The sequence below is a fragment of the uncultured Altererythrobacter sp. genome, from assembly GCF_913057185.1.
Lineage (GTDB): Bacteria > Pseudomonadota > Alphaproteobacteria > Sphingomonadales > Sphingomonadaceae > Erythrobacter > Erythrobacter rubellus.
Window position 1 is genome coordinate 1036030 of sequence record NZ_CAJXNK010000001.1, and the last position, 22990, is coordinate 1059019.

The window sequence follows — 22990 nt, forward strand, 5'->3', positions numbered from 1 at the left end:
GCGCGAGAAGAGGGAAGGGGAGAAAAATCAATGGCCAATCCGATCCAGGTCGCGGTATTCCTTGGCATCACAGCTCTAATTGCCTTTGCTACATTCGTTCATTGCAGGGGCAAACGCGGCACCGGCACCGGTGATGAACGTGATTACTTCCTCGCGAATGGCGGGTTGGCCTGGTACTTCGTTGCTGGTTCTATCACGCTGACGAACCTGTCTACGGATCAGCTTGTCAGCATGAATGGCAATCAGATGTTGTTGATCGTCTGGTGGGAATTGGCCGCAGTCGTCGGCCTGTTCATTCTCGCCTTCGTATTCCTGCCAGTTTACTACAAAAACAACTGCACGACGACGACCGAGCTGCTGCAGAAGAAATATGGCGACAAGCACATTCGCGCGCTGATCAGTCTGCTGTTCCTTGCCGGCAATCTTTTCATATTCTTGCCTGCCATACTCTATGGCGGCTCGCGATTTTTCCTTTCGCTGTTGGGCTATGATGGCGGAATAGAGAACATCATGCTGGTCTCGGTGGTTCTCGCGATCGTGGGCGCAGCCTATGCGGTCTTCGGCGGATTGCGCGCTGTCGCGGTCTCAGACACTTATTCAGGGGTTCTGATACTTAGCTTGGCGTTGGTTGTGGTCTATCTCGCTCTTCAAGCGATCAATTTCGATTTCAGCGGCATTCCGGCTGATCGTTTGACGCTGATCGGAGATGGCGATTCCGATATACCCTGGACCACGTTGCTGACAGGCATGATCTTCATCCAGACATTTTACTGGTCAACGAACCAGACGATCACTCAGCGCGCGATGGCTTCACCGACCGTGAAGGAAGCCCAGAAGGGCGTGCTCGTGGCGGCTGCTATCCGACTGATGATCGTTCCATTGATTGTGGTCGTACCAGGTATCGTGGCTTACAAGCTGTTCGGCGATGTGCCGTCCGATGGGGCGTACGGCATGATAGTCGCGGAAGTTCTCCCGACATGGCTGTCTGGCGCGTTTGCTGCGGCTTTGTTTGCAGCCGCACTCACCACATTCAATTCGATTCTGAACGCTTCTGCCGCGCTATATGTCTGCGATATGCATGAAGCTTATATCGACAAGCCGAGGAAAGTCGGCCGTCTGGGTGCGATTGTCTCGATCATCATGAGCCTGCTCGCGCTGACACTGGTGCCGTTCTTCGCCAGCCAGGAGAGCCTGATCAACACTGTACAGCAGCTCTACGGCCTGCTTTCCATGCCGATACTTTCGGCTTTCATTGTGGGGCTGCTTTTTACCAATGTGCAAGCTGCTGCGGCCATGATAGGCGTGGTGTCAGGCGTGGTCATCTACGGCTTCTGGAGCATGGTCTGGGAACCAGCGCACTACATCCACGGCATGGCGGTGACCCTGCTGTTATCGGTGTTCGTGTCGCTGTTAGTGAACCGGGTACTGCTCGGACAAAGCGCTCAGCCGGTTTGGTCCTCCGCCAAGGCCTGAGTTATTGCGCTTGCAGATAGGCGATCAGGTTAACCCTTTTTTGCCCGTCTTTCAGTCCGGCATAAGCCATGCGCGTGCCAGGAATGACGCGGCGTGGGTCTTCCAGATATTGAAACATTTTTTCGGGAGTCCATACGATCCCGCTGTTTGCATTGGCTTCGGTATAGCTGAAGCCATCAACGGTGCCTGCTGTGCGACCAATTATACCAGCAAGTGAGGGGCCAACCCGGTTCACACCTTCATCGACTACGTGACAGGCTTTGCATTGGAGAAACGCATTCTCACCATTCGCCGCGTCGCCCGTGAAATCAGCCAAAGTTGTGCCATCGACTGTTGCAACATCATCTGCCGCCGGAACAGACGGCGCTGCTTCTTCTACTGTCGCATCCGTGGCGGTTTGGGTCGGGGCTTCGATTTCAGCTGATTGCGCTGATCCGTCATCACCAGCTTCGCCACCACAAGCGGCAAGAAGAAGCGCGGACGCGCTAACAGCAAGACCCTGGTAAAAATTCTTCATCAAGAATGCCCTTTTACAAATTTGCCGACCATGCTCCCGACGTAGCACGCGATCTTGGCATAGCTCAATCGAGCCGATGGGAAGGATATTTCCCGAACTCGATATTCGGCGCTTGCCAGCAGGGCGGCACAACCCTTGAAGATAGGCTGAAACCTCGCGGAGGTCGCAAATCGATCCGATTGCTATGCGGTTTCCTTGGGGTAATTCTCTCCAAAGATGACCTTGGGAAAGCCGCATACCGCTCGTGATGCTTCCATGCCAGACATGGTCGCAGCTTCCACGCAGCCGTAATTGAGCCCGGTATAGGTCCAGTCTCCGGCGGAAAAGAGATTGTCATAGCCGGTATCGCTCGCTCTGATCCGGCGATGGCGAGCGCCGATGAGCCCAAGGTGCTAGATGCCACCCGGCGTAAAATCTAAGCCTTCTTCGCCCAGCGCTTCGCAAAGCGTGTCGACCGCGCTTCTCAGATTATCTTCGCTCGTCGAACGAACAACGAAATTCGCGCCCACTCGGCCTTCGCGGAAGAACGGGTAGCTGCCGATCTGGCAATTCTGATGGGCTTTCTCGACCTCGCGCAGCACATCGGCCACTTCGCTTTCAGCTGTCCAGCATCCCACTGTTTCAGTCAGAAGCGGTGCGCCACCTTCCAGCGTGCCGGTTAAAGCGTCCAACATGCCCGCCGTGATATGCGGGACGCCCGCCATCAGATGGACTTTGCCATACTTGATGCCGGGGGCGCCGGACATGCGATTCGGGATAAGCTCTGCCCCTTCCGGTACACGCGCCATGCGCAGTCGGGCTTCAGTCAGCTCCATATCCCGGTTGCTATAATAATTCTCAAGCATCTCGCGTGCTTCAGGGTGAACAATGACATTGACGCCCAGCGCTTGCGCCACGGCATCAACTGTAATGTCATCATGCGTGGGCCCGATGCCGCCAGTCGTGAAGAGGTAATCATAGCCTTCACGCAATGCGTTCACGGCTTCGACGATGCGTTCCATAACGTCTGGCACGACGCGAACCTCGGACAGTCGAATGCCTTGCACTTGCAGCCAGCTTGCAACCTGGGCGATGTTCTTGTCATGCGTGCGACCGGACAGGATTTCGTCGCCAATCACGACCAGTCCTGCGGTCCAAATCTTTTCCGATGCGGTCATGGCCTAAGCGTTAGTCAACTGCGCCACACGAGGGAAGAGCGTTTATTCCGCTGCTTCCAATTGTTCATCGGGTGATTGTGCATTCGCGCCTGCTTTTGTGAATGTCAGCACGCCATCCAGGATATCACCCTTACGCATGACCTTGCGATCGTAGAGATATTCCTGATTGAGCCGCCACGGATACGCAGTGGCACTTTTCGGCATGATATGCTTCCCGCGCTGAATATAACCGGAAGAAAAATCGAACAAATCGTCTTCTTCCAGCTGTGCTTCGGCTTCAGGCGTCAACACTGGCGTTGCCAGATCGCTGCCGTTGGCCTCCATCTGGTTCAAAACTCGGCAGACAAATTCGGAATTGATATCTGCCCGCAGAGTCCAGCTGGCATTCAAATATCCGAACACCACGGCAAGGTTAGGCAGGTTGGAGAACATCACGCCTTTATAGTAAAAGCGTTCATCGAACTTGACCGGTTCTCCAGCCATCCGAAGATCAATCTTGCCTGCAATTGCCAAGCTAAGGCCGGTGGCGGTTACAATAATATTCGCTTCGAGCAACTCGCCTGATTTCAAGCGGACACCACCAGCTTCGAACTTGTCGATATGGCCAGTGACGACAGACGCCTTCTTCGCTTTGATCGATTCAAACAGATCGTCATCAGGGACCAGGCAAAGCCGCTGTTCCCACGGATTATAGGGCGGGGTGAAATCCTTCAGATCGAAGTCGTTACCCATTGTCTTCGAGATGCGCTTATGCAGCGCGTCCTTCACCTTTTGCGGCTTGTCGCGCGCAGTCTTGAAGGTGAAATCCTGCATCCGGATATTCTTGAACCGCGTGATCGCATAAGCGACCTTTTCAGGCAGGATTTTGCGCAGGAAGTTAGCGATTGCGTCTCTCGCGGGGCGCGAGAACATCCATGTTGGCGTGCGCTGAAGCATCGTCACATGCGCCGCTTTCTCCGCCATAGAAGGAACGATGGTCACTGCCGTCGCACCCGATCCCACAACGACAACTTTCTTACCGGTATAGTCCAGATCTTCGGGCCAGAATTGCGGGTGGATGACTTGTCCTTCGAACTCGCTGAAATCGAAGCCGGCATCATAGGGGTCGTCGTAATCGTAGTAACCAGAGCCGAGATATAGGAAGTTGGCTGTGAGTAATTTGCGCTCACCGTCTTCCAGTTCCACAGTCACATGCCAGCGCGCTTCATCAGGACGGAAATCAGCCAAGACCACCTTGTGCCCGAAGCGGATGTGATCGCGAATGCCGCGCTCGTCTGCAATGCGGTTGAGATAGTCCAGGATCGCAGGGCCATCTGCGATGGATTTCTCATGCTTCCATGGTTCAAAAACAAAGCCCAGCGTGTGCATGTCGCTGTCAGAACGAATGCCGGGATATTTAAACAGATCCCATGTGCCGCCGATATCGGCGCGCCGCTCAACAATGCCGTAGCTTCGGTTCGGACACATCATTTCAAGATGCGCGGCCATCCCGATGCCGGAAATACCGGCGCCGACGATCAGAACGTCAAAATCAGGCGGTGTTGCGAGCATCGATTTCTCTCCCTTGCTTACACAGATGTAAGCACATCCTGAAGCATCATGCGATCGCAAATGGCATTTTGCAACTGACTGCATTGAGAGGATCGTTTAGAGCGCGGCCTCATGCGTATCTTAACTCCCATTGCTTCGATCCTTCTCACCTTTGCACTTGCTGCGCCGTTGGCTGCACAAGAAACTGAAAACGTAGCAGAAGAGGGCGTAATCGTTGTCCTTGGTGAAGGCCTTAAGGACACGCCATCGGTTGTCGCATATTCGTCAAGCGAGATAGAGCTCGAGACGATCATCTCAGCCCCATCCGGGCGAATCGAAGACGTTTTATCCAATGTCGCCGGCTTCCAGCAATTTCGCCGTTCAGACAGCCGGTCTTCGAACCCCAGTGCGCAAGGCGTAACTTTGCGGGCACTGGGCGGGAATGCCACCAGTCGCGCGCTTGTGCTGTTGGATGGAGTGCCGATTGCCGATCCGTTCTTCGGCTATGTCCCGTTGAATTCGATCAATCCGGAGCAGCTTAGTAGCATCCGCGTGACCCGCGGCGGCGGCTCGGGCCCGTTCGGTGCGGGCGCCTTAGCCGGTACAATCGAGCTGCAAAGCGCGGACGCAGCAACACTTGGACCCTTCGATGCGAGTCTGCTCGCAAACAATCGCGGCGCGACCGAAGCGACGGCGAGTCTTTCGCAGGAGCTGGGTGCGGGCTTTGGCGTGATCACCGGACGTTGGGATCGCGGCCAGGGATTCTTTACAACACCCGATGATCAGCGTGTGCCTGCCAGTGCGCGCGCGCGCTTCGATAGTTGGTCCGTCGGCATTCGTGGTGCCGCGCCATTGTCCGACACGGTCGAGTTGCAGATGCGCGCCGCCGCTTTTCGCGATGATCGGACCTTGCGCTTTGATGGCGCGGATTCATCAAGCGAAGGACAGGACGCAAGCCTGAGAATTGTCGGCCATGGTGATTGGGAATTCGATGCGCTTGCCTACATGCAAGCGCGCAACTTCTCGAACATTGTCATCAGTTCGACCCGCTTTGTGCGTGTGCTCGATCAACGCAATACGCCTTCAACCGGACTTGGTGGAAAATTCGAATTGCGCCCTCCGGTCGGGAATGACCGTACTTTGCGCCTTGGTGGTGATTATCGCCACGCCGACGGTGAATTGCAGGAAGATGCCTATTCCGCATTCACAGGTGCATTGACCCAGCGCCGCAGAGCAGGCGGTGTAAACACTAATCTGGGCTTGTTTGCGGAGAATGACTGGAACCTGGGCGCGCTGACTCTGACTGGTGGACTGCGGGCAGATCGCACGCGGATCAGCGAAGGTTTCTATCGCGCGCTCGACGCCTCTGGCGCACTGGTGACAGAAACAATTGCTTCAACGCGCAGCGATTGGGCAGTGTCCTGGCGGGCCGGTGCAGCATTCGAAACCAGTGACGCGCTCACGCTGCGTGCGGCTGCCTATACCGGTATGCGCTTGCCGACGCTCAACGAATTGTACCGGCCATTCGTGGTCTTCCCGGTTGTCACTCAGGCGAACGCAGAGCTGAAGAATGAGCGTCTTGAAGGGTTCGAGGTTGGCTTTGATCTTATGCCGACAGAGGCTGTCTCTTTCTCTTTGACCGCATTCGACAATCTCGTGAAGAACGCCATTGCCAATGTTACGCTGCAACCAAATTTGCGGCAGCGGCAGAATCTTCCGGCTATCGACGCGCAAGGTGTTGAAGCTGTAATGCGCGTGCGAACTGGCTCAATTAGCCTGGATGGCTCACTCGCGTTCGCCGATGCCACTATTGACGGTCGAGATGCGTCATTAGCGCTGGATGGCAATCGTCCGCCACAAACGCCCCGTTGGGCGGCTTCAGCTACGTTGGGCTGGTCACCAAAACCGGATTGGTACATCGCGCTGACGCTGCGCCATGTCGGTGCTCAATTTGAAGATGATCAGGAAACTGACCGGCTTGAGCCTGCGACCACTCTGGGTCTGTTTGCCGAAGTTCCGGTCACCGAGAAGCTAAGATTCGTGCTGCGCGGAGAGAACCTTACTGACGAACGCATCGTCACACGCAATTCGCGTGGTGCGATCGACTTGGGCACGCCGCGCACAATTTGGGCGGGATTACGTTACGGCTTCTAAAGTTGTCACGTAAAATTCGCGGTAAGCCAAATGCGACAAGATGTTGCATTTTTGCATCGTGACATTTGCGGTTTTGCTGGCTGGCGCCGCCTGCTCTTGTGGTATTATCCAAGCAATTGGTAGTCTCTCAGCCCATCAATAAGGTTTTTGGGAGAGGAAACCAATGTCACGCAAACTTACCCCGCTCGCGGCTGGTCTTTTGGCCAGCACATTTATGGTCGCGCCAGCATATGCGCAGGACGCCGATGGCGCTCCGCAAGCTGATGAGTCGTTTGATGACAATGTGATCATCGTTACCGCGACCCGCCGCGCCGAGAATGTTCAAGACATTCCTATCGCGGTTACTGCGGTCAGCCCGGCGCAGTTGGAAAAGCAGGGTGTTGTCAACGTCCAGGAAATCACTCAGGTTTCGCCTAGCTTCTCGACTTCGCAAGCGCAGAACTCGTCCGGCACAGTGGTGCTGCGTATCCGCGGTGTGGGCACGACATCGAACAACATCGGCTTTGAAAGTGCAGTTGGCGTGTTTGTGGATGGTGCCTACCAGTCGCGAGCCGGTATCGCCTTGAGTGAATTCGTTGATGTGGAACGCGTTGAAGTCCTGCGAGGTCCGCAAGGCACGCTGTTTGGCCGCAACACCTCTGCAGGCGCGCTGAATATTACCAACAAGCGTCCGGAGTTGGGCGAGTTCGGCGGCTTTGTGAATGCTACTTACGGCAATTACGATCACTTCAATTTGCAGGGTGCGGTCAACGTTCCACTTTCTGGTGATACTGTGGCCATGCGCGTCACTGGCGCTTACCGTCAGCGCGATGGGTTTGTTGACTGGGTCGATGCCAATGGGACCAAGTTTGGCGAAGGTAACGACGCGGACCAGTATCTTATCCGTGGGCAGATCGGTTGGGAAACACTCACCGGTTTCCGTGGCCGATTGATTGCTGACTATTCGAAGTCGGAAGGTGTCTGTTGTTCAGCAGTAGAAGTGCTGCAATCTTCAGTTGAGACAGCAGGCAATTTTGCTTTGGTTGGACTTGGTGCAAGAGGGGGGATGGCCGGTCCGGACGTCGCGATCGACCCATTTGATACCAATGCCGCCCAAAGGGCGACCGACAATCAGATCGCGTCAATCAATACGCCGCATCTCAACAATACCGATCAATGGGGCATTACCGCGGAGGTTGAATATCCGCTGAGCGATGCAATCGATATGATCTACATCGGATCGTACAGAAAGTATCAGTCAGCTGAGAGCTATGACTCAGACTTCTCTGCCCTGGACATTTTTGATGTTGCACCCGGTGGTGGAACCGAAATCAAGACCATGACGCACGAACTCCGTTTGCAAGGCGATGCAGGTCGCCTGCAATGGATGATCGGTGGTTACTATTCTGATGAGACTATCGATCAGGAAGTCAATTTCCGACTGGGCGATGATTATGACGGGTTGGTTGGTGCGCTATTCGGCGGCGCATTTGGGCCAGCACCGCTGCAATTGCTCACCAACAGCAATGTTTTCGCCGGACCTTTGAATGTAGCCGGCGGGATCAGCCCTTCAGTTGTGACGGCAACAAATGCATATTCGCAGGACAGCAAGAGCTGGTCGATCTTTACGCACAACACGTTCGAGATCACCGATGATCTAACCCTTACGCTTGGCGCTCGTTGGTCGGATGAAAGCAAGGACGGCAGCTTTACGCAGCCGACAATCAACAACCCACTCTGCCCCGCCATTCAAGGTTCGATTGGAGCGGGTAACGTCCCGGCCTCATTGGCTACAAACGTATTTGTCCTTGGGTGTTTCCCGTTTGTGGCACCTGCGGTTGGATCGGATGCCAACCCATTCCCGTTGCCACGCACATTTAGTGGCAAGTTCAAGGATGACGAACTGATCTACACCGCCAAGGTCGGGTATGATTTCGGCGATCTGAATGCATATGCCAGCTTTACGCACGGCTATAAGGCAGGTGGTTTTAACCTGGACTCGACGGCTGCGGCTGGTGGTGCCGATCCACGCTTCAATTCAGAGGAAGTGGACGCATGGGAAATCGGCATGAAGGGCCGTTTTATGGACGGCGCCGTGACCGCGAACATTGCTTTGTTCCATCAGGAATTTTCCGATTTCCAGGTTCTCGAGTTTACCGGAGCGCAGTTCCAGACGTTCAACGTTCCAACGGCTGAGTCCCAAGGGTTCGAGCTCGAAACTCAGATCCGACCAACCGATGGCCTCTCGATCAATGCCGGCCTGACCTACGTTGATGCCGAATATCCGAGCGATTGCGCGGACTCGAGCGATGCACTGCGTGTGCAGAACCTGTGTGGGAACTCATTGACTAACGCACCCAAGATCGTTGCGATCATGGGGGCGACTTATGAAGGGGAGATCGGCGATAGTTTGGGGTACTTCCTGAACGGTCAAATTCGCACCGAGAGTGACCGCCGCACTACCACGCAAGCGCGGGCGGTTCCAACTACAGCAGCACAGCTTGGCAGTACTCCGCTGCAACCCTTCGATGTTCAGGACAGCAATGTGAAGATCAACCTCCGCGCAGGGATCGGTGACATTGACGAAGCTTGGGGCATTGAAGCGTGGGTGACAAACCTCACCGATGAAGTCACCCGCGGTGTCACCTTCAACACAGTGCTTCGTGGCACCTCGCGCTCTGCCTTTACACAGCAGCCGCGGATGTATGGTGTGACGCTCCGCACGAAGTTCTAGGACTTCTGCGTTAAAGCCAAAAGAAAAGGGCGGTGGGGAAACCCGCCGCCCTTTTACTTAGTCCGAAATAGGGCGGTCACATTCCCCGAGCAATCACCATCTTCATGACTTCGTTGGAGCCACCGAAGATCCGCGTGATGCGGCTGTCGCGGTACATCCGCGCGATCGGGTAATCATTGATGAAGCCCGCCCCGCCATGGAACTGCAGGCACTTGTCGACCACTTCGCCTTGCAGCTCTGTGACCCAATATTTCGCCATGCACGCGGTATCAACGCTCAGCTCTTTCTTGAGGTGCTTCGCGATGCAGTCATTGACGAACACTCGCGCTGCAGTCGCGCGAGCCTTTAGATCCGCCATCACGAACTGCGTGTTCTGGAAATCCCAGATCGTTTGTCCAAAGGCTTTGCGGTTCTTTACAAAGTCCATGGTTGTCTCAAGCGCTTTCTCAATGCCGGTCATCGCGCCCATCGCAATGATCAGGCGTTCCTGCGGCAATTCACCCATCAACTGGTAGAAGCCTTTGCCTTCCACGCCGCCAAGTACGTTTTCGGCCGGAACAAACACATCATCAAAAAACAGCTCTGATGTGTCAGCCGCGTCCAGCCCGATTTTGTCGAGCTTCTTGCCGCGTTGGAAACCCTCGGCCCCTTCGGTTTCAAGCAGCATCAAGGAGATACCCTTGGCACGCTCATCGGGATCGGTCTTCGCGACGACAATGATGAAGTCGGCAGTCTGACCGTTCGAGATATAGGTCTTCGCGCCGTTGATCTTGTACCCGTTACCATCTTTCAGGGCCGTCGTAGTGATGCTCTGAAGGTCCGAACCAACACCAGGTTCAGTCATTGCGATCGCGCTGACCAGCTCGCCAGTGACGAGTTTGGGCAAATACTTCTTCTTCTGCTCTTCAGTGCCGTGGCGCACTAGGTATGGCAGGATGACCGTGTTATGCAGCGACGCAGCAAAGCCTTCAACACCGTGCTTTGCCTGCTGATCGATCACGACCATATCGTGGCGGAAGTCTCCGCCGTGACCGCCATACTCTTCAGGCACAGATACGCCGAGAAGCCCGGCTTCGCCTGCTTCGTTCCAGAAACCGCGTTCGACTTGACCGTTTTCGCGCCATTGCAGCACACGCTTTTCCGGCGCGTGTTGTTGGTAGAACTTGCCCACGGCGTCTGCGAAGATCGAGATTTCCTCGTCCTCCATAAATTCGGGCTGGGGAACGTTTAAGACTGACATATTATTTCCCCTTCCAGTTAGGCTTGCGCTTCTCAGCAAAGGCAGCGGCGCCTTCGCGTGCGTCCTCGCTCATGAATACCGGGCCGAGAGCCTCGCCTTGGCGCTTGTAGCGCTCATCCATTGGCCATCCGCGCGATTCCTTCATGATCTTCTTTGAGATGCGCACTGCCAGTGGGCCATTTTCGGCAATCTTGGCAGCCAGTGCTTTCGCGCCGTCCAGTGCAGAACCATCAACGACCTGATTGATCAGGCCCAGGCTCGCCGCGCGTTCGGTGCCGATAAAGTCGCCTGTCAGAGCCAGTTCCATCGCCACGCGTTGCGGGATCTGATCGGGCAGCATCATCACGCCGCCAGCAGCCGCCACCAGCCCGCGCTTCACTTCAGGAATGCCGAACTTTGCGTCCTTGTTGGCAACGACAAGGTCACAAGCGATCATCAGCTCTAGGCCGCCCGCGAGCGCATAGCCTTCGACAGCGGCTATCAGCGGTTTTTGCGGTGGTGCTTCGACCACGCCGCCAAACCCGCGCCCTTCAACAGTCGGGCGTTCACCGCGCAGGAAACCTTTCAGGTCCATGCCAGAGCAGAACGTACCGCCTGCACCGGTCAGGATGCCGACTCGCAGCGAGTCATCAGAATCGAGCCGGTCCATCGCGGCCGCAATTCCTTCGGCTGCGGCCTTTGTCATGGCATTTTTGGCTTCTGGACGGTTGATCGTGACGATCAGGACACCGTCTTCTTCCTGCGTCAGAACTTCTTCGCTCATCAAGCGCTCTCCTATCACTTTTTGGCATTTCAGAATGCAACTGAAATCTTGTGTGAGTGGTGCAGGGGGTTTACGGAAACGTCAACCGCATTTTCGATAAGCGAGAGGATTCCCCATGGGCGAAGCATATATCATCGACGCAGTCCGCACCCCGCGCGGCATTGGCAAGCAAGGCAAGGGCGCGCTGGCAGCTGAACATCCGCAGCATCTGGCAGCGACCGTTCTGAAAGCAATTGCCGAGCGCAATCACCTCGACACTTCGACCGTAGATGATGTGATCTGGTCTGTTTCGACCCAAGACGGGATGCAAGCTGGAGACATGGGCCGCATGGCGGCGCTTGATGCAGGCTATGACATCACTTCCAGCGGGACCACGCTTGATCGCTTCTGTGGGGGCGGGATTACTTCGGTGAACCTCGCAGCTGCGCAGGTTATGAGCGGTATGGAAGACTGCATCGTTGCCGGCGGTACGGAAATGATGAGCCTGACGGCACAAATGTCCAAGGAGAAGATGCAGGCCGGGATCAAGCCGCCAATGATGGGCAGCTATAACGAACGGCTTCAGCGCGTTCACCCGCAAAGCCATCAGGGCATTTGCGGTGATGCCATCGCCAGCATGGAAGGTTTCACCCGCGAAGAGCTGGACGAAGTTGGTTATCGTAGTCAGCAACGCGCAGCCGCAGCAATTGAAGAGGGGCGTTTCGCGAAGTCAGTGATCCCGGTGGTGGACGATGACGGGAATGTTATTCTCGACCATGACGAATATCCGCGTCCCCAAACAACGCTGGAAGGGCTGGCACAGCTGGAGCCTGCCTTCACCAAGATCGCTGATGTGCCGCTGGATGCCAATGGTACCACTTTTCGCGGACTGGTAAACCAGAAGTATCCCGATCTTGAGATTCAGAATTTCCACCATGCGGGCAATAGCTCAGGCGTGGTTGATGGCGCGGCAGCTGTGCTGGTCACCAGCAAGGAATACGCGCAGAAGAACGGTCTCAAACCGCGCGCACGGATCGTTGCGACCGCGAATATGGGCGATGATCCTACGCTGATGCTCAACGCGCCTGTGCCAGCGGCCAAGAAGGTTCTCGAAAAGGCCGGAATGACGAAGGACGACATTGATCTTTACGAGATCAACGAGGCTTTCGCCGTGGTCGCCGCCAAGTTCGTGCGCGATCTTGATCTCGATTGGGACAAGGTCAACGTCAATGGAGGCTCCATCGCATTGGGTCACCCGATCGGGGCAACCGGCTCGATCTTGATCGGCACGATCGTTGACGAACTGGAGCGTCAGGACAAGCGCTATGGCCTAGTCACCATGTGCGCTGCGGGCGGAATGGCTCCCGCCATCATCGTTGAGCGCGTAGACGACTTCGTCGACTGAGTCTCACGCTATGATCGCTGACAACACGCCCATCATCATCGGGGTAGGACAAGCTTCGGAGCGCGTTGGCGAGCCGAACTATGAGGCTCTGTCCTACATGGATTTGGGCGGCCGAGCACTTGCAGCAGCCATTGGCAATGCGGGCGCAACTGGCGATCTGGCGAGTGAGATTGATACGCTGGCCGCGATCCGGGCGTTTGAAATGTCGCGTCCCGGTAAAGAGCCGCCCTTTGGCGGGCCAGACAATATTCCGGGTGCGTTGGCGAAGCGTGTGAATGCCCAGCCTGCGCGCTTAATCCTGTCCCCGACAGGTGGTCAGACGAACCAGCAGTATGTCGGTGAATTTGCAACCGACATTGCGGCGGGTGACAGCCAGTGCGCAGTCATTGTCGGTTCGGAAGTGATTTCAACGGCGTTGGCGCTCGCTGCCAAGGGCGAGAAGCCCGACTGGTCGGAACAAATCGGCGGCGAGTTCGAAGATCGCGGCTTTGGCTTGGACGGTATGATGGAGATGCAGCTTTTCGCGCATGGCGCGACCGGGGCGATCCCGCTTTATGCCATCGCCGAAAATGCGCGGCGCGCCAAACTGGGCAAGAGCCTGAATGAATATCGTCACGACATTGGCGAACTGTTCGAGCCTTTCACCAAAGTTGCAGCGGCCAACCCGCATTCTGCCGCGCCCGTTGAACGCAGTGCTGAAGAGCTTGCGACAGTTACCGATCGCAACCGCATCGTGGCAGAGCCATATACACGAATGACCGTCGCGCGCGATCAGGTAAACCAGGCCGCGGCGATCATCATCGCAAGTGCCGGCCTCGCTCGAAAGCTTGGTGTGCCGGAAGAGAGGTGGGTACACATTCACTCTGTCACTGCCGCTACTGAACTGATGCTATCTGCGCGGCCCGATCTGTCCGCAAACCCAGCCTCAATTGCTTCGGTCGAAGCTGCACTGGATCGGTCGGGCAAAGGCATAGACGACATGCAATTCCTGGATTTCTATTCCTGCTTTGCAATTCCAGTGTTCAATCAATGCGATCACTTTGGATTGGCCGTGGATGACCCTCGCGGATTTACGTTGACAGGCGGCCTGCCGTTCTTCGGCGGGGCAGGGAACAATTATTCCGCGCATGCAATCTGCGAAGCGGTGGAGCGGGTGCGCGGCAATCGTGGCTCATATGCTCTGGTTGGAGCCAATGGCGGCTGGATGAGCAAATACGCCACGGGCATTTACTCGACTGAACCTGCCGACTGGTCTGCGAACGATCGGTTTGAGAAACTGCCGATGGCGGACAATGGCGTGCCGTGCAGCGACGCGCCATTCGATAGCGCCACGGTTGAGAGCTACACTATAAACTACAGCAAGACCGGCAGCGACGCCGTGTTCATCGGGCGCAATTCTGCGGGTGCGCGCGTATGCGGCAACGCCGACCTTGCCGACGAAGCTACTCGCACAGCATTCGAAGGCGGTGAACCTTTTGGTGCAAAGCTGACCGTCACACAGGACGAACGCGGGCGTAATATGGGCAAGCTTGCCTAATCGTTCTTGCGTTCACCCCCGAGGAAATCGAGCGCGTCAAAGCCTTCAGGCGCAGGAACTTCCGTGACCGGATCTTCCCGATCATCGAATTCGGTGCGTAAGGCCCGGCTCATGATCGCATGCATGTGATACATCGCGGTGGTGTACGTCAGCTCGAGGATTTCCTCGTCTGAGAACTGCTCTTTCAATTCAACGAATAACGCGTCGGGCACGCGGCCTTGATGTGTGACAAGCCTGTCTGCATAGGCCAGTACGAGGCGTTCTTTCGCATCAAAGTACGGCGCCGTTTGCCACACCGGGATCGCTTCAATTTTGGCGTCGGGATAGGCGAGCCCGCGCAGGCTCTTGCAGTGCTGAGAGAATACGAACTGGCTGCCCGTGGCCCATCCGGCCCAAGTCTGGCCCAGCTCGCGCAATACCGGATCCAGCTTGCGCGAAGGATCGCGATAATAGGCAAAGCCTTGCGCGGCGTGCTTCAATGTTGCGGGCGAATTGGCAAAGATAGTCCACCAATCGCCCGGCGTGCCGGTTGGCGTACCTGGCTCTGCGACTGGATCGCGATCTCCGAACAACAGCTTATATAGCGGTAATGCGACCTTTTCGTCAGCTTCCGCCTTGGGAACCTCTCTCAATCGGGGCATGGCTCAGGCCTCCACTCTATCGGCCGCTGTCGCGGGTTCATGTGCGACATCTTCGGGCCCGAAGCTTTTTGTCGTGGCGGCAAACTCCAGCATGATGCTATTGGGGTCAGTAAAATAGACGGAGCGGACAAACACGCCTTCGTGTTTTTCGCGCGCGACGCCCATCGGGCTGTCGTCATGGTTTACGACAGCATGGGTATGAGGGACACCGGCTTGCTCAAGTCGGTCGAGCGCTGTTTCAAGCTCATCTTCGTCCATGTCGAATGCTAAGTGGTTCATGGATCCGACGGCGGTCTTCGCGTCGCCAGGAAAGCTTTTGACTGAGGCGATGCCGGGGGCAGCGGGCGGAGCATCTGCCCACCAGAAGAAAGCGACACTCGCACCGCCGCCGCAGTCGAAGAAGAAGTGCTGTCCACCGCCCGGCAGTTCAACCGTCTTGAACAGCGGCATATTGAGCACTTCGGTGTAGAAACGAACCGTTTCCTTCATGTCGCGGCACACCAGTGCGATATGGTTGATACCTTTGGTCTTGATCATCTCGCCTTCTCCCGCCACCTTCGTGCACGCATCGCTGCACGCTGGCAAATAGGCAGATCAGATAGGTGGGGCGGCGTGCCGCCTGCCAGTCTCACCGCCGCTTTGACAAAATGACGGGCTTCGCGTATTTAGTTACAAAAGAAACTATATTGATTCTCACTGGACTAAGCTCATGAACACGCACGAAACCCTTCACTCTGGCGACCTCTTCGAAAATCCCGCTGGCCTTGATGGATTTGAATTCGTTGAATTCTGCGCGCCCGAGAAGGGGCAGCTTGAAACGGTTTTTGAAGCAATGGGGTTCACTCATGTGGCTTCGCACCGTTCCAAGGACGTGCATCTGTGGCGTCAAGGCGGCATCAATTTGATCGCCAACTACGAGCCGCGCAGCGCGGCATGGTATTTCGCGCGCGAGCATGGACCGTCGGCATGCGGCATGGCGTTTCGTGTGCGCAACGCTGCCGCGGCCTGGGACCATCTGATGGAGCTGGGCGCAGAGCCGGTCGCAGTTGAAACGGGACCAATGGAACTTGCGATCCCTGCAATCCGCGGCATCGGCGGCGCGATCCTATATCTGGTTGATCGTTACGAAGACGAGAATGGAGAGGGTCTGTCGATCTATGACATCGATTTCGAATATTTGCCCGGCGTTGAAAAACACCCTGAAGGCGCAGGCTTCAAGCTGATCGATCACCTGACGCACAACGTCTACACCGGCCGGATGAAGTACTGGGCCGACTATTACGAGAGCCTGTTCAATTTTCGCGAAATCCGCTTCTTCGACATTAAAGGCGAGTATACCGGCCTGACGTCCAAGGCGCTGACCGCGCCTGACGGCAAGATCCGCATCCCGCTCAATGAAGAGGGCGAGGGCGGCAAGGGCCAGATCGAGGAATTCCTGCGCGAATTCAATGGTGAAGGCATCCAGCATATCGCGCTGATCTGCGATGATCTGGTCGCTTGCTGGGACCGTCTTAAAGACATGGGCGTTCCCTTCATGAACGCGCCGCCTGTCACGTACTACGAGATGCTCAATGAGCGTCTTCCGGGTCACGGAGAAGATGCTGAAGCGCTGAAGATGCGTGGTATCCTGCTCGATGGCACGACGGAGGGTGGTCAGCCCCGCCTGTTGCTACAGATTTTTGCAGAAGCGCAAGTTGGTCCGGTGTTTTTCGAATTCATTCAGCGCAAGGGCGACGATGGCTTCGGAGAAGGTAATTTCAAGGCGCTCTTCGAAAGCATCGAGCGTGACCAGATCGCGCGTGGTGTACTCGACACAAAGACTGCGGAGCCTGCAGAATGACAGCAGCCATAAAGCCATCTGGCATCCATCATGCCGCCTATCGCTGCAAGGACGCAAAAGAAACTGTCGAATGGTACGGCCGTGTGCTGGGCATGGAATACACCACGGCCTTTGCTGAGGATCATGTACCGTCAACTGGCGAGTATGATCCCTACATGCATGTCTTCCTTGATGCAGGTAACGGTAACATCCTCGCGTTCTTCGAACTGCCTAATCAGCCGACCATGGGCCGCGATGAAAACACCCCGGCATGGGTCCAGCATCTCGCCTTTCGGGTCGCATCGGAAGACGAATTGCTCGCTGCCAAGGCGCATATAGAAGCGCAAGGCATCGATGTGCTTGGCCCGACCCATCACGGCATCTTCAAGTCGATCTACTTCTTCGATCCCAACGGCCACCGGGTCGAGCTCGCCGCCGATATCGGCACGGACGAGCAATACGCCGAGCTCAAACGCGTAGCGCCGCCGATGCTCGACGAATGGAGCCAAACCAAGAAGGCCCCGCGCCACGCCGACTGGCTGCATGAGATTGCGCACGCAGAGCACGGTCTGGAATCGCGCGACTAAACTGAAGTCAAATCGGCTTCGCGATAAGACGAATCTTGTTACGATGCCATTCATATGTTAACGTTCCCAAAAACCGGGTTTTGGGAGCTCATGCACAATGTGGAAACCGATAATCGCTGTGGCGGCATTGGCACTTATTGGCCTAAGCGCTGCCCCGCTATCTGCCGACCAAAATGTTATTGCAGAACTTGATGCGCAACTTCCAGGAACACTGGTCAACGACCCTACAAGGCTTGATTGGGAAAGTTATGGCAGTGATTTAGAGCGTAGTGTCGTCCAAGACGAGGCGATACCTGGCGGCGGCGTTGCTGTCCGCTTCGATATCAAGCGGGCGGACGAGTTTATCTACACTGCGGGGACCAACGTGCCTCTGACCAAACCGGTTCGCCGTGGCGATACCATTACTATCGGGTTCTATGCCCGAGCGATTGGAGCACAGACGGACGATGGTAGAGGCGTTCTGCGGGTTCGTTTCCAGCAAAATGCGCCACCCTATCCCGGTTTTGGAGAAAAGACGCTTTCTATTGGCAACGAATGGGAATGGTACGAAGTAACCGCTGATGCCGAGCAGGGCTTGCGAAGGCAAGATGGAATCGTGGCTCTTCAATTTGGACGCACACGCCAAGTGCTCGAAATTGGACAGACCATCGTGGTATCCGGATCAGGTCGGATAGCTTCGGACGTCCCCGCAGCGCCAACTCAGCCCACAGCTATAGCTGAACCCAAGCCTAAGCCGACGCCTATCCCTTTGGTTCGTGAAGAACCCTTGATCCCTGACGCCTTGCAGGGTGCAGGCGAACTGCTCAATGATCCGCGGGGCAGCGATTGGCGGGTGATAGGCGATATGGCGGCTGCGGAGCAGCGTGAAGAGCCAGCAATATGGCTCAATAGAGCAACGCGTTTCACTGTGGGCACCCCTTCCGATGATCCGGATTCGTTGTCGCTAGCGATCCCTCTCGACGCCTCGATCGAAGCTGGCGATAGTCTGCTAATTGCAGTGGCCGGAAGGACCGAACAGGCCATAACACCTGATCGCCGTGCGCGTGTAGAAGCCAAGATCGACGATCTGGAGCCAGGCCGTGGGAATTTTGCGCAGGCGCTTTTCCCATTGGGCGAAGACTGGCAACTGATCCGCCTGCGGGCCCAGTCGCCGCGTGCTTATGCTCCGAGAGCCGCGGAACTGGTGCTTAGTTTTGCTGGATATGCGCAGATCGTCGATATTGGGCCGGTCTACGTATTTCGAACAGAGCCGACGGAATAGTGCCAAGGTAATAGATAACAAAAGCGCAGGGTGTGTCGGTTGCATTTTGCGCTATGAAAGCGGGATCTAAAGGAGATTCAGCTCTATGACCGGCTTTGTTGCCCGCCCAGTACCTAGCTACCCAACGCATTGTGCGACCGAACAATATGACGCGATGTATGCGCGTTCGCTCCAAGATCCGGACGGTTTCTGGCTAGAGCAGGCTCAGCTGCTGGACTGGGTGCAGGCTCCAGACAAAGGCGGTGAATGGTCGTATGACCCTGTCGTTATCAAGTGGTTCGCGGACGGATCCCTTAACCTTTGCTACAATGCGGTGGACCGTCATGTTGATGCCGGGCGGGGCGATACGACTGCGCTGATTTTCGAGCCAGATGATCCAGCATCGCCGGGCCGCAGTCTGACCTATCGCGAGTTGCATGCCGAAGTGGTTCAGATGGCCAATGCGCTGAAATCGCTGGGTGTGACCAAAGGTGAACGCGTCACGATTTATATGCCGATGGTAATCGAAGGCGTACTGGCCATGCTCGCCTGCGCACGGATCGGTGCGATCCATTCAGTGGTATTCGGCGGGTTTTCTCCTGAAGCGCTTGCGGGGCGCATTGTCGATTGCGGCAGCCGGTTCGTGATTACGGCTGATAGTGGGCTCCGAGGATCAAAACCGATACCGCTGAAAGATAATGTCGATGCCGCGCTGAAGATCGACGGCGTCGATGTATCGGGCGTCTTGGTGGTCAAGCATACCGGCGCAGATGTTGCGATGAGTGAGTGCCGCGATAACTGGTATCATGAATTGAAATCTGACGCGGATTGCCCTTGCGAGGAAATGAATGCCGAGGATCCGCTATTCATTCTCTACACATCAGGATCGACCGGAAAGCCCAAGGGCGTGCTGCACACCACCGGCGGATACGGCGTCTGGACCGCGACCACCTTCAACTACATATTCGATTATCAGCCCGGCGAGGTCTTCTGGTGCTCGGCCGATATTGGCTGGGTCACGGGCCACAGCTATATCGTGTACGGCCCGCTGATGAACGGCGCCACGCAGATCGTGTTTGAAGGCGTACCGAATTATCCGGACCATGGGCGTTTCTGGAACGTTATCGCCAAGCACAAGGTCAATATTTTCTACACTGCACCTACCGCTATTCGCGCACTGATGCGCGAGGGCGATAGCTTCGTGGAGGTGCATGACCGGTCATCGCTGCGGCTGCTCGGCACAGTGGGCGAGCCGATCAATCCAGAGGCTTGGCGCTGGTACCACGAAGTGGTGGGCGAGGGGCGCTGCCCGATCATCGACACTTGGTGGCAGACTGAAACCGGTGGCTGCATGATCACAACACTACCAGCGGCGCATCACATGAAGCCCGGCAGCGCGGGCAGGCCGTTCTTCGGTGTGCGGCCACAACTGGTGGGCAATGAAGGCGAAGTTCTGGACGGGGCAACCAGCGGCAATCTGTGCATCACGCACAGCTGGCCAGGCCAAGCGCGCACCGTTTACGGTGATCACGAGCGGTTCGTGCAGACCTATTTCAGCACCTATCATGGCAAGTATTTCACCGGCGATGGATGTCGCCGCGATGAAGACGGATATTACTGGATCACGGGCCGCGTAGACGATGTGATCAACGTTTCCGGACACCGGATGGGCACTGCAGAGGTGGAAAGTGCGCTGGTATTACATCCGCTTGTTTGCGAGGCGGCGGTCGTGGGATATCCGCACGACATCAAGGGGCAAGGTATCTATTGCTATGTTACCCTGAATGCCGATGCTGAAGTTACGGACGATTTGGTCGCTGAGCTGCGCCAGCATGTGCGCAAGGAAATCGGCCCCATCGCCACGCCCGATCACATCCACTTAACGCCCGCGTTGCCAAAGACTCGCAGCGGCAAGATCATGCGGCGTATCCTCCGCAAGATTGCAGAGAATGACTACGGCTCGCTGGGCGACACCTCTACGCTGGCTGATCCGAGCGTGGTCGAAAGCCTGATTGAGGGGCGACAGAATCGGTAGAGACTAATGCACCCGTGCGGCCCCAGAACCGCGCGGTACACGGATATTCTCGACCAAGGCATCGATTTCTGCGGGCGGTTTGGCGGTCATCCGTGCGACCCCGATCGCAACGGCGAAGTTCAATACCATTCCGACCACGCCGATTCCTTCAGGCGAAATGCCGAACAGCCAATTTTCGGCTGTGTTTGCGGCTGGCTCCCACAGCTTAAAGTAAGCGATGTAGAGGAATGTCGAAGTCAGGCCCGCTACCATCCCTGCAATCGCGCCTTCGCGGTTCATACGCTTGCTAAAAATACCCATAAAGATCGCCGGGAACAGGCTTGCGGCAGCGAGGCCAAAGGCGAAAGCGACCACTTGCGCCACCCATCCCGGCGGATAGATCCCGAGATATCCCGCAACCACAATAGCTGCAGTTGCAGCGATGCGCGCCGCCAACAGTTCACCCTTCTCGGATATGTCGGGCTTGAGAGTGGACTTTAGCAGATCGTGGCTGACCGAACTTGAAATGACCAGCAGCAGTCCGGCAGCTGTGGACAGCGCGGCGGCTAAGCCGCCAGCGGCCACCAGCGCGATTACCCATCCGGGCAGGTTGCCAATCTCGGGGTTCGCCAGAACCATTATGTCGCGGTCGACATAAACTTCGTTTTCATTGACCGTCGCCATGTTGTCGAGCAGCCGCTCTCCCGAATTGCCAACGCCACTCTCGCTAAATTCGGGGCTGCCTGCGAATGCGTCGCCGGCCCGGTATTGCATGACGCCATCACCATTCTTGTCGCGCCAGGCAATCAGGTCATTGGCTTCCCAATTGGTGAACCACTCGGGCGCTTCGGCATATTGTGTCTCATTGACGGTATCGACAAAGTTGAGCCGTGCGAATGCGCCTACTGGCCCTGCTGTGGTGTAAAGCAGCGCGATAAAGATCAGCGCCCACCCGGCCGAGCGGCGCGCATCCGATGCCTTGGGTACGGTGAAAAAGCGCACGATCACATGGGGTAGGCCTGCAGTGCCAACCATAAGCGCCAGCGTAATGCAGAACACATCAATCATCGACTTGCTGCCTTTAGTATATTGCCCGAACCCTAGGTCCATCAGGACAAGATTGAGCTTTTCCAGCACGTACAGACTGCTGCCATCGCTGACCTGTGAGCCCAGCCCAAACTGCGGGATCGGATTGCCGGTGATCATGAAGCTCAGGAAGAAGGCTGGCACCATATAGGCGAAGATCAGTACGCAATATTGCGCGACCTGAGTGTAGGTGATGCCCTTCATCCCGCCCAGGACCGCATAGACAAACACTATGCCCATGCCGATGATCACGCCCCACAGGATTGGCACATCCAGAAAGCGGCTAAACACGATGCCCACGCCGCGCATCTGGCCTGCGATATAGGTGAAGCTGATAAAGATCAGGCAAATCACCGCGACCACACGTGCAGCCTTGGAATAATACCGCGTGCCAATGAAATCCGGAACTGTGAACTGGCCAAATTTGCGCAGGTACGGCGCAAGCAGTAGCGCGAGCAGCACATAGCCGCCGGTCCAACCCATCAAGTAAACCGAGCCATCATAGCCTGCGAAAGCGATGATGCCCGCCATCGAAATGAAGCTTGCCGCGCTCATCCAGTCGGCTGCGGTTGCCATGCCGTTGACAACCGGATTTACACCTCCGCCAGCGACGTAGAATTCCTTTGTCGAGCTTGCGCGGCTCCAGATGGCAATGCCGATGTAGAGCGCAAAACTCGCACCGACGAAGAGATAGATCAGTGTTTGCGTCTCCATTAACCGGCCCCACCTTCCATAGAGGCAGCGACTTCGTCGTCATCATCAAGGTTAAAACTTTGTTCGATCTTGTGAATTCGCCAATTGTAGAAGAATATCAGAGCGATGAAGGTGTAAATTGACCCTTGCTGCGCAAACCAGAAGCCAAGCGGATAGCCCCCCAGCATGAACTGATCGAGCCAGTCTCGAAACAGGATACCTGCACCGAAAGAGACGGCGAACCAGATCGCCATGAGCGTGAGCAACAGTCGAATATTCGCTGTCCAATAGAGGCTATTTGATTCGCCCGCTGCGGATTCGTGCTCGTGTTCGCTCATACTGTCCCCTCCAAGGCAATGCATGGCAGCTTTCCTTTGAATTTGTCCAGTCACAGTCATTTGGTCGCACCTTGGCGATGGACCTTGATACACAGGCTGGTAAG

The 22990-nt window shown here is 56.2% G+C and carries 18 protein-coding genes; 9 read left to right on the forward strand and 9 right to left on the reverse strand.

Annotation, left to right across the window (positions count from 1 at the left end; all coding sequences use genetic code 11):
• Nucleotides 1–30 precede the first annotated feature (30 nt).
• A complete protein-coding gene (locus QZ487_RS05210; RefSeq protein ID WP_296023647.1) occupies nucleotides 31–1473 on the forward strand; it encodes an SLC5 family protein in 1443 nt (480 codons plus the stop codon).
• Between the two features lies 1 nt (nucleotide 1474).
• Here the strand turns inward: QZ487_RS05210 and QZ487_RS05215 are convergent, their stop codons facing one another.
• From QZ487_RS05215 to QZ487_RS05225, 3 genes are all read right to left on the reverse strand, one after another.
• Nucleotides 1475–1990, reverse strand: a complete 516-nt coding sequence (locus tag QZ487_RS05215) for a cytochrome c family protein (protein ID WP_296023649.1) — start codon at nucleotides 1988–1990, stop codon at nucleotides 1475–1477.
• 392 nt (nucleotides 1991–2382) lie between these two features.
• Nucleotides 2383–3147, reverse strand: a complete 765-nt coding sequence (locus QZ487_RS05220; protein WP_296023650.1) for a molybdopterin-binding protein — start codon at nucleotides 3145–3147, stop codon at nucleotides 2383–2385.
• Between the two features lie 42 nt (nucleotides 3148–3189).
• Nucleotides 3190–4698: an NAD(P)/FAD-dependent oxidoreductase gene (locus QZ487_RS05225; RefSeq protein WP_285976703.1), complete on the reverse strand. Its 1509-nt coding sequence runs from the start codon at nucleotides 4696–4698 to the stop codon at nucleotides 3190–3192.
• A 111-nt stretch (nucleotides 4699–4809) separates the two neighbouring features.
• On the opposite strand from QZ487_RS05225, the gene QZ487_RS05230 reads away from it, so the two are divergent.
• Together QZ487_RS05230 and QZ487_RS05235 are read left to right on the forward strand one after the other, a co-directional pair.
• Nucleotides 4810–6831: a TonB-dependent receptor gene (locus QZ487_RS05230; RefSeq protein WP_296023651.1), complete on the forward strand. Its 2022-nt coding sequence runs from the start codon at nucleotides 4810–4812 to the stop codon at nucleotides 6829–6831.
• A gap of 163 nt (nucleotides 6832–6994) precedes the next feature.
• On the forward strand, nucleotides 6995–9544 hold the full coding sequence (locus tag QZ487_RS05235) for a TonB-dependent receptor (protein WP_296023652.1): 2550 nt from the start codon (nucleotides 6995–6997) through the stop codon (nucleotides 9542–9544).
• Nucleotides 9545–9620: 76 nt separating this feature from the next.
• Here QZ487_RS05235 and QZ487_RS05240 read toward each other — a convergent pair whose 3' ends face one another.
• A complete protein-coding gene (locus tag QZ487_RS05240; RefSeq protein WP_296023654.1) occupies nucleotides 9621–10784 on the reverse strand; it encodes an acyl-CoA dehydrogenase family protein in 1164 nt (387 codons plus the stop codon).
• 1 nt (nucleotide 10785) lies between these two features.
• Nucleotides 10786–11547 carry a crotonase/enoyl-CoA hydratase family protein gene (locus QZ487_RS05245; protein ID WP_285976707.1) on the reverse strand — a complete coding sequence of 254 codons (762 nt, stop codon included), beginning with the start codon at nucleotides 11545–11547 and terminating at the stop codon, nucleotides 10786–10788.
• A 115-nt stretch (nucleotides 11548–11662) separates the two neighbouring features.
• Here QZ487_RS05245 and QZ487_RS05250 point away from each other — a divergent pair, with 115 nt between their 5' ends.
• Together QZ487_RS05250 and QZ487_RS05255 are read left to right on the forward strand one after the other, a co-directional pair.
• Complete coding sequence (locus tag QZ487_RS05250) at nucleotides 11663–12931, forward strand: acetyl-CoA C-acetyltransferase (RefSeq protein ID WP_285976708.1); 1269 nt, start codon at nucleotides 11663–11665, stop codon at nucleotides 12929–12931.
• Nucleotides 12932–12941: 10 nt separating this feature from the next.
• On the forward strand, nucleotides 12942–14468 hold the full coding sequence (locus tag QZ487_RS05255; RefSeq protein WP_296023656.1) for an acetyl-CoA acetyltransferase: 1527 nt from the start codon (nucleotides 12942–12944) through the stop codon (nucleotides 14466–14468).
• Here the strand turns inward: QZ487_RS05255 and QZ487_RS05260 are convergent.
• Nucleotides 14465–15109: a carboxymuconolactone decarboxylase family protein gene (locus QZ487_RS05260; RefSeq protein WP_285976710.1), complete on the reverse strand. Its 645-nt coding sequence runs from the start codon at nucleotides 15107–15109 to the stop codon at nucleotides 14465–14467. The two genes, QZ487_RS05255 and QZ487_RS05260, sit on opposite strands and share 4 nt — an antisense overlap.
• 3 nt (nucleotides 15110–15112) lie before the next feature.
• On the reverse strand, nucleotides 15113–15646 hold the full coding sequence (locus tag QZ487_RS05265) for a VOC family protein (protein WP_285976711.1): 534 nt from the start codon (nucleotides 15644–15646) through the stop codon (nucleotides 15113–15115).
• A gap of 172 nt (nucleotides 15647–15818) precedes the next feature.
• On the opposite strand from QZ487_RS05265, the gene hppD reads away from it, so the two are divergent.
• The 4 genes from hppD to acs all read left to right on the forward strand — a co-directional run bounded on the left by hppD (nucleotide 15819) and on the right by acs (nucleotide 20790).
• Entirely contained in the window at nucleotides 15819–16949 is a 1131-nt protein-coding gene (gene hppD, locus QZ487_RS05270) for a 4-hydroxyphenylpyruvate dioxygenase (protein WP_296023657.1), read from the forward strand.
• Entirely contained in the window at nucleotides 16946–17515 is a 570-nt protein-coding gene (locus tag QZ487_RS05275; RefSeq protein WP_296023658.1) for a VOC family protein, read from the forward strand. Before hppD ends, QZ487_RS05275 begins: the two co-directional genes overlap by 4 nt.
• Before the next feature lie 97 nt (nucleotides 17516–17612).
• Nucleotides 17613–18776, forward strand: a complete 1164-nt coding sequence (locus QZ487_RS05280) for a hypothetical protein (RefSeq protein WP_296023659.1) — start codon at nucleotides 17613–17615, stop codon at nucleotides 18774–18776.
• 85 nt (nucleotides 18777–18861) lie between these two features.
• Entirely contained in the window at nucleotides 18862–20790 is a 1929-nt protein-coding gene (gene acs, locus QZ487_RS05285) for an acetate--CoA ligase (RefSeq protein WP_296023660.1), read from the forward strand.
• 3 nt (nucleotides 20791–20793) lie between these two features.
• Here the strand turns inward: acs and QZ487_RS05290 are convergent, their stop codons facing one another.
• Nucleotides 20794–22569, reverse strand: a complete 1776-nt coding sequence (locus QZ487_RS05290; RefSeq protein WP_285976716.1) for a sodium:solute symporter family protein — start codon at nucleotides 22567–22569, stop codon at nucleotides 20794–20796.
• A complete protein-coding gene (locus QZ487_RS05295; RefSeq protein WP_296023663.1) occupies nucleotides 22569–22886 on the reverse strand; it encodes a DUF4212 domain-containing protein in 318 nt (105 codons plus the stop codon). Before QZ487_RS05295 ends, QZ487_RS05290 begins: the two co-directional genes overlap by 1 nt.
• Between the last annotated feature and the right edge of the window lie 104 nt (nucleotides 22887–22990).

What these genes read in the sequence shown, in the direction of transcription:
- QZ487_RS05245 (WP_285976707.1), bottom strand. Translation starts at nt 11,547, where the DNA reads ATGAGCGAAGAAGTTCTGACGCAGGAAGAAGACGGTGTCCTGATCGTC.
- acs (WP_296023660.1), top strand. Translation starts at nt 18,862, where the DNA reads ATGACCGGCTTTGTTGCCCGCCCAGTACCTAGCTACCCAACGCATTGT.
- QZ487_RS05255 (WP_296023656.1), top strand. Translation starts at nt 12,942, where the DNA reads ATGATCGCTGACAACACGCCCATCATCATCGGGGTAGGACAAGCTTCG.
- QZ487_RS05220 (WP_296023650.1), bottom strand. Translation starts at nt 3,147, where the DNA reads ATGACCGCATCGGAAAAGATTTGGACCGCAGGACTGGTCGTGATTGGC.
- QZ487_RS05265 (WP_285976711.1), bottom strand. Translation starts at nt 15,646, where the DNA reads ATGATCAAGACCAAAGGTATCAACCATATCGCACTGGTGTGCCGCGAC.
- QZ487_RS05290 (WP_285976716.1), bottom strand. Translation starts at nt 22,569, where the DNA reads ATGGAGACGCAAACACTGATCTATCTCTTCGTCGGTGCGAGTTTTGCG.
- QZ487_RS05230 (WP_296023651.1), top strand. Translation starts at nt 4,810, where the DNA reads ATGCGTATCTTAACTCCCATTGCTTCGATCCTTCTCACCTTTGCACTT.
- QZ487_RS05275 (WP_296023658.1), top strand. Translation starts at nt 16,946, where the DNA reads ATGACAGCAGCCATAAAGCCATCTGGCATCCATCATGCCGCCTATCGC.
- QZ487_RS05250 (WP_285976708.1), top strand. Translation starts at nt 11,663, where the DNA reads ATGGGCGAAGCATATATCATCGACGCAGTCCGCACCCCGCGCGGCATT.
- QZ487_RS05240 (WP_296023654.1), bottom strand. Translation starts at nt 10,784, where the DNA reads ATGTCAGTCTTAAACGTTCCCCAGCCCGAATTTATGGAGGACGAGGAA.
- QZ487_RS05280 (WP_296023659.1), top strand. Translation starts at nt 17,613, where the DNA reads ATGTGGAAACCGATAATCGCTGTGGCGGCATTGGCACTTATTGGCCTA.
- QZ487_RS05235 (WP_296023652.1), top strand. Translation starts at nt 6,995, where the DNA reads ATGTCACGCAAACTTACCCCGCTCGCGGCTGGTCTTTTGGCCAGCACA.
- QZ487_RS05225 (WP_285976703.1), bottom strand. Translation starts at nt 4,698, where the DNA reads ATGCTCGCAACACCGCCTGATTTTGACGTTCTGATCGTCGGCGCCGGT.
- QZ487_RS05215 (WP_296023649.1), bottom strand. Translation starts at nt 1,990, where the DNA reads ATGAAGAATTTTTACCAGGGTCTTGCTGTTAGCGCGTCCGCGCTTCTT.
- hppD (WP_296023657.1), top strand. Translation starts at nt 15,819, where the DNA reads ATGAACACGCACGAAACCCTTCACTCTGGCGACCTCTTCGAAAATCCC.
- QZ487_RS05295 (WP_296023663.1), bottom strand. Translation starts at nt 22,886, where the DNA reads ATGAGCGAACACGAGCACGAATCCGCAGCGGGCGAATCAAATAGCCTC.
- QZ487_RS05260 (WP_285976710.1), bottom strand. Translation starts at nt 15,109, where the DNA reads ATGCCCCGATTGAGAGAGGTTCCCAAGGCGGAAGCTGACGAAAAGGTC.
- QZ487_RS05210 (WP_296023647.1), top strand. Translation starts at nt 31, where the DNA reads ATGGCCAATCCGATCCAGGTCGCGGTATTCCTTGGCATCACAGCTCTA.